The sequence below is a fragment of the Methylobacterium sp. E-066 genome (genome assembly GCF_022829635.1).
In the GTDB taxonomy this organism is placed as follows: Bacteria; Pseudomonadota; Alphaproteobacteria; order Rhizobiales; family Beijerinckiaceae; genus Methylobacterium.
Map to the genome: position 1 here is coordinate 138,217 of NZ_JAKSYO010000089.1, position 6,356 is coordinate 144,572.

7 protein-coding genes and 1 pseudogene are annotated in these 6,356 nt (G+C 71.1%); 4 read left to right on the forward strand and 4 right to left on the reverse strand.

Features of this window, described 5'->3' with window-relative positions:
• Positions 1 to 10: 10 nt before the first annotated feature.
• A pseudogene (locus MKL20_RS11080) lies at positions 11 to 886 on the forward strand (protein-L-isoaspartate O-methyltransferase family protein).
• 12 nt (positions 887 to 898) lie between these two features.
• On the opposite strand, the gene MKL20_RS11085 reads toward MKL20_RS11080, so the two are convergent.
• On the reverse strand, positions 899 to 1,513 hold the full coding sequence (locus tag MKL20_RS11085) for a glutathione S-transferase family protein (RefSeq protein WP_244036709.1): 615 nt from the start codon (positions 1,511 to 1,513) through the stop codon (positions 899 to 901).
• 103 nt (positions 1,514 to 1,616) lie between these two features.
• Here MKL20_RS11085 and ftrA point away from each other — a divergent pair, with 103 nt between their 5' ends.
• Entirely contained in the window at positions 1,617 to 2,603 is a 987-nt protein-coding gene (gene ftrA, locus MKL20_RS11090; RefSeq protein WP_244036710.1) for a transcriptional regulator FtrA, read from the forward strand.
• A 9-nt stretch (positions 2,604 to 2,612) separates the two neighbouring features.
• On the opposite strand, the gene MKL20_RS11095 is transcribed toward ftrA, so the two are convergent.
• Positions 2,613 to 3,626, reverse strand: coding sequence for a polyprenyl synthetase family protein (locus MKL20_RS11095; protein ID WP_244036711.1), 1,014 nt, complete (start codon positions 3,624 to 3,626; stop codon positions 2,613 to 2,615).
• Positions 3,627 to 3,794: 168 nt separating this feature from the next.
• On the opposite strand from MKL20_RS11095, the gene MKL20_RS11100 reads away from it, so the two are divergent.
• Together MKL20_RS11100 and MKL20_RS11105 are read left to right on the forward strand one after the other, a co-directional pair.
• Entirely contained in the window at positions 3,795 to 4,019 is a 225-nt protein-coding gene (locus tag MKL20_RS11100) for a DUF2007 domain-containing protein (RefSeq protein ID WP_244036712.1), read from the forward strand.
• Entirely contained in the window at positions 4,016 to 4,765 is a 750-nt protein-coding gene (locus MKL20_RS11105; protein WP_244036713.1) for a tRNA1(Val) (adenine(37)-N6)-methyltransferase, read from the forward strand. Before MKL20_RS11100 ends, MKL20_RS11105 begins: the two co-directional genes overlap by 4 nt.
• Here MKL20_RS11105 and MKL20_RS11110 read toward each other — a convergent pair whose 3' ends face one another.
• Both MKL20_RS11110 and MKL20_RS11115 read right to left on the reverse strand, forming a co-directional pair.
• Positions 4,766 to 5,077 carry a hypothetical protein gene (locus MKL20_RS11110; RefSeq protein ID WP_244036714.1) on the reverse strand — a complete coding sequence of 104 codons (312 nt, stop codon included), beginning with the start codon at positions 5,075 to 5,077 and terminating at the stop codon, positions 4,766 to 4,768.
• A gap of 38 nt (positions 5,078 to 5,115) precedes the next feature.
• Complete coding sequence (locus MKL20_RS11115) at positions 5,116 to 5,802, reverse strand: trna delta -isopentenylpyrophosphate transferase (protein WP_243973256.1); 687 nt, start codon at positions 5,800 to 5,802, stop codon at positions 5,116 to 5,118.
• Between the last annotated feature and the right edge of the window lie 554 nt (positions 5,803 to 6,356).

Consider the following 6,356-nt stretch of genomic DNA (forward strand, 5'->3'; position numbering starts at 1 on the left):
GGGTGACGGGATGGCGGATCGAGACGGTTCCGACGCGCGCAGCACCAAGCTTCGTTGCTTCTACGCGTCCCTCGTGGCGAACTCGAACGCGGCCGACCCGCGCATCGGGGCGGCCTTCGCGGCGGTGCCGCGGGAGCCCTTCGCCGGCCCCGGCCCCTGGTCGATCCTGGCTTCCAATGGCTGGCGGTCGCGGGACCGCGGGCCGCTCTACGTGACGACCCCGGACGACGATCCGGCCTTCCTCTATCAGGACGTGCTCATCGCCATCGACGCCGCCCGCGGCATCAATATCGGCCAGCCGAGCCTGCACGCCCTCTGCCTCGATGCGCTCGCGCCCCAGCCCGGCGAGACGGCAATCCAGGTCGGCACCGGCAGCGGATATTATACAGCGCTGCTCACCCATCTGGTCGGGCCCGACGGCTAGGTTCACGGCCGCGAGATCGATCCCGGCCTCGCCGAGCGGACGGCGTACAACCTCGCCCCCTGGCCCTGGGCGCGGGTCGAGGCGCGCTCCGGCGCGGCGGAGGGGCTGCCGGCGGTCGACGCGATCTACGTCAATGCCGGCGCGCCGCGCCCGGCCCAAGCCTGGCTCGACGCTCTGCGGCCGGAGGGGCGGCTGCTGTTCCCGCTCCAGCCGGCCGAGGACCGGGGCGGCATGCTGTTGATCCGCCGGGGCCTGGATGCCAGCGCATGGCCGGCCCGGTTCGTCTCACCCTCGATCTTCATCCCGCTCAAGGGCTTGGCCGAGGACGAGAGCGGCAGCCTGGCCAAGGCTTTCGCGCGGGGGCAGCTTAAGGCGGTGCGCGCGATCCGCTTCGACGGACCGCCCGATGCGAGCTGCTGGTACGACGGCGGCGATTGGTGGCTCTCCACGAAGGAGGCATGAGGCCGCCCGCAGCTACTGGAACGGACAGGCCTGGAAGGCCGGCAGCGCCTCGGCGCGGGCGCAGAGGGCGGCGAGGTTCGGATGCTCGGTTTCCGAGACCGCATCACCCTGGATGCTTCGCGTGAACCGGCAGACCACCGCGGTGGTGATGTCCGGCTGGAGCGGCGCCGGCCCGAACAGCCACGGCTCCTGAGACCCGATCTCCCGCTCCAGCTCCGCGTAGGCGGCGACGAGCTGACCCTGGATCCGATCAAGCCAGGGCGCGTACCGCTTCTCCTCGGGGCGCAGGTTGCGCTCGTAGGCGAGCTGCACCGTCTTGTCCGCGGCCGCCAGGGCGAGGCCGAGGAAGCGGGAGGCCCGGGCATGCGCGTCGGGCGCTGCCGGCATCAGCCGGGCACGGTCGGGATGCCGTTCGGCCAGGTGCGCCAGGATCAGCGTCGACTCCATCAGCACGATCCCGGCCTCGGTGATCAGGGTCGGCGCCTTGATCACCGGGTTGACGGCGCGGAACGCCTCGATGTCCCGCAGGATCGATAGCGGCTCGTGCGTGAACGGGATTCCGGCCATCCGCATCGTGATCGCGACGCGGCGGACATAGGGCGAATCGAGCATACCGATCAGGCGCATGGCGCATCCTTGCGTGGGCCGCATCCCTCTGTGCGGGCTGGTGGAATGTCTCCCGGCAGCGTGGCCGTTGCCAGTGGCACGATCGGCCATTACCGACGCGATCATGCCAAAGTCGCCCCGCCCCACCGTCGTCATCCTGGCTTATGACGGGCTCTGCACCTTCGAGTATGGCTGCGCGGTCAAGTTCTTTGCCCTGCCCCGGCCGGAATTCGGGGGGCGCTGGTACCGCTGCGCCATCGCGGCGGTCGAACCGGGACCGTTGCGCGGCACCGGCGGGGTGGTGGTCCAGGCCGATGGCGGCCTGGACTTGCTCGACACGGCGGGGACGATCGTCATCCCGGGTTGGCGAGGCCCGACGGGCGCGATCCCACCCGCCTTGCTCGCCGCGCTGAGGCGGGCGCACCTCCGGGGCGCGCGCCTCGTCTCGATCTGCGCCGGGGCCTTCGTGCTGGCTGAGGCCGGGCTTCTGGCAGGCCGAAGGGCCACGACCCATTGGCATTTCACCGACCAGCTCGCGGCCTACCCGGACGTCCGGGTCGCGGCCGACGTGCTGTATGTCGACGAGGGTTCGATCCTGACATCGGCCGGGAGCGCGGCCGGGCTCGATCTGTGCCTCCACGTGGTGCGGACGGATTTCGGCGCGCAGGTTGCCAACCGGGTGGCCCGGCGCATGGTGGTCCACGCCCACCGGGACGGCGGCCAGGCGCAGTTCGTGCAGCGGCCGGTGCCGAAGCGGGCCGGCGCCAAGCTGGGGCTCCTGTTCGATCGCGTCCGCGAAAACCTCGGCGCGGCCTGGACGGTCGAGCGCATGGCGACTGAGGCCGGGCTCAGCCTGCGGAGCCTCCACCGGCATGTCCGGGCCGCCACCGGCCAGGCGCCCGGGACCTGGCTCATCGCCGAGCGGGTGACCGAAGCGCGGACGATGCTCGAAGAGACGTCCCGCCCGGTGGACGAGATCGCCCGGCTGGTGGGGTTCGGCTCGGCGCCGACCCTGCGCAGCCATTTCCGCAGCCTCGTCGGCGTGACGCCCACAGCCTACCGGCGCAGCTTCACGACGCGGGCAGCCGGGCCTCTGCGGGAGGCCGCCTGAGGGGACGGTTCAGCGGGCCCGGGCGACGCAGAATTCCACGGCGCCGTTGAGCGCGGCCTTCACCGGTCCGTCCGGGAAGATGTCGAGGGCGGCGCGGGCCTGAGCGCCGTAATGGTGGGCGCGGGCCACGGTCTCCTCCAGGGCGCCGTGGCGCTGGAGCAGGTCGAGGGCGGTGTCGAGGTCGTCCGCACCGATCTCGCCCTGCTGCAGGGTCCGCCGCCAGAAGCCGCGCTCGCCCTCGCTCGCCTTGCGGTACGCCAGCACGATCGGCAGGGTGATCTTGCCCTCGCGAAAATCGTCGCCGACATTCTTGCCGAGGTCGGCCGAGGTGCCGCCGTAATCGAGCACGTCGTCGATCAGCTGGAAGGCGATGCCGAGATTCATCCCGTAGGCGCGGGCGGCTGCCTGCTCGGCCTCCGGCCGGCCGGCCAGCACCGGTCCGACCTCGCAGGCGGCAGCGAACAACTCGGCGGTCTTGCCGCGGATCACCGCCAGGTAGGCGGCCTCGTCGGTCTCCAGGTTCTTGGCGTTGGTGAGCTGCATCACCTCGCCCTCGGCGATCACCGTGGCGGCGGCGGACAGGATGTCGAGCGCCCGCAGGGAGCCGACCTCGACCATCATCCGGAAGGCTTGGCCGAGCAGGAAGTCGCCGACCAGCACCGAGGCCTCGTTGCCCCACTTGATCCGGGCGGCGACGCGGCCGCGGCGCATGTCGCTCTCGTCGACCACGTCGTCGTGCAGCAGGGTCGCGGTGTGCATGAACTCGACGCTGGCGGCGAGCTTCACGTCGCCATCGCCGGCGTAGCCGCACAGCTTGGCGCAGGCGAGGGTCAGGATCGGGCGCAGGCGCTTGCCGCCGCTGGCGATCAGGTGGTTGGCGACCTCCGGGATCATCGCCACGTCGGAGCCGGTGCGCGACAGGATCGTGGTGTTGACCCGCGCCATGCCGTCCGCCACCAGCGCGACGAGGTCGTTCAGCCCCGCCTCGACCTCGGGCTTCGGATTCTCGATGGAGAGGGCCATACCCAAGATCCGCGACCTCCAGTCCGGTTCCCCCGCAGGGAGCGGGCGATCCCTTCGCACGCGCCTCGCGGCGCCGCAACATCGGCGCGGGTGAGATATGGTGCGAACAGAACGCGCAGAGCACGCGACGAATGCGCCGGTGACCCGCCAAATCTTCGAAGAAACCCGATGATCGTCCTGATTTCCGCGAATGATCCGGTGCTGATCGGCTTCGCCCGCTCGGTGCTCGAGGCGGCCGAGATCCCGGTCCTGGTGGCCGACACCCATATGAGCGTGATGGAGGGCTCGATCGGGGCGTTCGGTCAGCGCCTGATGGTGCCGGGGGATTGGGCGACCCAGGCCCGCCGGTTGCTGACGGATGCCGGCCTCGCCCACGAGTTGCGCGACCCGTGAGCCCGGAGCCGGATGCGTTTCTCGGCGGGATCCTGCGCCTGCACCAGCCGCCCCGGGGGGCGCACCGGGCGGGAACCGACGCCGTGCTGCTCGCCCGGCTGATCGCGCCGGCGCCGGGGGACCGGCTCTGCGATGTCGGCGCCGGCACAGGCGCGGTGGGCCTGGCCTGCGCGGCGCTCCATCCCGGCACGCGCCCGACCCTGGTGGAGCGCGATCCGGAGCTGGCGGAGCTGGCCCGGGCCAACGCCGCCCTCAACGGCATCGACGCGGCGGTGATCGAGGCCGACGTGCTTGCCCCCGCGACCGAGCGCCGTGCCGCCGGGCTGGAGCCGGACAGCTTCGATCTCGTGCTGACCAACCCGCCGTTCTTCACCGCGGGCAGCCACCGTCCCTCGCCGCATCCCGGCAAGGCGACGGCGCACACGTTTCCCGAGGATGGCCTGGACCTTTGGATCCGAGCCTGCACGGCGATCCTGCGACCGGGGGGGCGGCTCGGGCTGATCCACCGGGCCGACGCTCTGCCGGCCTGCCTCGACGCGCTCAAGGGACGCTACGGCGGGATCGCGATCCGCCCGGTCCATCCCCGGGCGGAGACTCCGGCGATCCGGGTGCTGATCGCCGCGACAAGGGGCAGCCGCGCGGCACTCAGCCTGCTGCCGCCCCTGGTGCTGCAAGGCCCCGACCCGAAAGCATTCACCCCGGAGGCCGAGGCGCTCCACCGGGGCGCCCCCTGGCCGCCAGCCTGATCAGGCCGCGAGCGCGGTCGGCGCGACGTCCTGAATCCCCAAGAACCGCTCGACAGCGGGCAGGTCCGAAAACCCCAAAAATTCCGGACGGAGCGGCTCGGGCAGGCCATCGAAGTTGAGCCCCGGAAAGGTGTCGGGATGCGGGTAGAGCTGCCACTCGGCGCCCGGCTCCACCGGCGGGAACAGGATCGCGACTTTTTCCGCGCCCAGGCGCACGATCCGGGTCGGGCTGTACGACAGGGTCTCGATGGTCCAGCCCCGATGATGGTCCCGGCGGGCCTTCAGGGTCCGGTTGCGCGTCGCGCGATGCATGGCGGTCTCCTGCGGTTGGGGGATGGTGTGGGGGTGGGTCAGGCGGCGCTGCGGCGGCCGGCGCGCTTGGGCCAGCCGAGCGCCACGAGGCGCGCCTTGGCGTAGTCGCGGACCTCGTCCCGGGTGCCGGGCGGCATCGCCGCCAGGATCGCCTGGGTGGCGCCGTCGAGCATCAGATCGGTGACGGCGTTGATGGTCTCGGCCGCGTCGATCCGGCGCTTGAGGTCGCCCTCGGCTTCGGTGACCTCGTCGAAGGGCTGGGCCTCCTCGAAATCCTCGTCCACCGCCCGGACGGCGGGCAGGTGGGCGCGGAACTCGTCGGCCTCCTCCTCGGAGTAGACCAAGCCGTGAAGCTCGATCAGCTTGAGGATGACGCGGTCCTTCCCGCGCTTCTCGGCCATGGCGTAGACGTAGGCCGCCTGCTTGCCCGAGACGCGGTAGTTCACGTTCACCAGCGCCTCGCCCATCGACCACTCGATCCTGTCGGCGGCCTGTTTCGCGCCGGCCTTGGCCCCGGGCAGACGCCCGGTGACCAGCAGCACCGCCTCGTCGCGCTCGGCCCGGATGATGGTCGGCGGCTCGAACACGATCCCGGCCTGCGCGGCGATGCGCTCCAGGGTCTTGTGGTAGATCACGGCGGTGCCCTGCACGCGCCAGACGTTGCCCCCGAAGGGCTCCCCGTAGCGCACCAAGATGTCGGCGATCTGCTTGTCGGCGGTTCGCATGCGGGGCTCATTCCGGTGAGAGACGGCTGCGTCATCCACAGCTTTCTACGACGACGCTCTTTGTTCCCGTTTTGTTTCATCGTATATGCGGGATCGCGGGGTCATGCGCAAGGGTCGGGGCTGGCTGCCCGCGTTGATTGGAGGGGGCTGCGTCAGTGCGTGCGGGGGGCACGAGCGCCTGGAGAGGGCTCGGCCGTAGGTCGGATCGGGGATCGGTTTGAGGCGGGGGCGATGATGACGCGGTCGGTTCGGGTTTTTGCTTCACGGGTCAGGACGGCGACGGGTCCGAGCCCGATCACCCCTTCCTCCAACCCAACCCCCTCATCCTAAGGTGGCCGCGTCAGCGGGCCTCGAAGGAGCCCTTCAGCCAGCCGCGCGATTCCTGGAAGGCTCCTTCGAGGCCTGCTCGCGCAGGCACCTTGTATTAGCGAATCATGTCAGATTGCCCCTGTCCCGCGAGGGATGCCGGCTCTGGGGTGGCCACCCCAGAGCCGGCGGCGACTGTCGGATCGTTGGCACCTGAGCCTGTGGCCTGCGCCGCGGGCTGGTCCTGA

Excerpts from the sequence above, each read along its gene's own strand:
- MKL20_RS11095 (WP_244036711.1), bottom strand. The coding sequence starts at position 3,626 with ATGGCCCTCTCCATCGAGAATCCGAAGCCCGAGGTCGAGGCGGGGCTG.
- MKL20_RS11085 (WP_244036709.1), bottom strand. The coding sequence starts at position 1,513 with ATGCGCCTGATCGGTATGCTCGATTCGCCCTATGTCCGCCGCGTCGCG.
- ftrA (WP_244036710.1), top strand. The coding sequence starts at position 1,617 with ATGCCAAAGTCGCCCCGCCCCACCGTCGTCATCCTGGCTTATGACGGG.
- MKL20_RS11100 (WP_244036712.1), top strand. The coding sequence starts at position 3,795 with ATGATCGTCCTGATTTCCGCGAATGATCCGGTGCTGATCGGCTTCGCC.
- MKL20_RS11115 (WP_243973256.1), bottom strand. The coding sequence starts at position 5,802 with ATGCGAACCGCCGACAAGCAGATCGCCGACATCTTGGTGCGCTACGGG.
- MKL20_RS11110 (WP_244036714.1), bottom strand. The coding sequence starts at position 5,077 with ATGCATCGCGCGACGCGCAACCGGACCCTGAAGGCCCGCCGGGACCAT.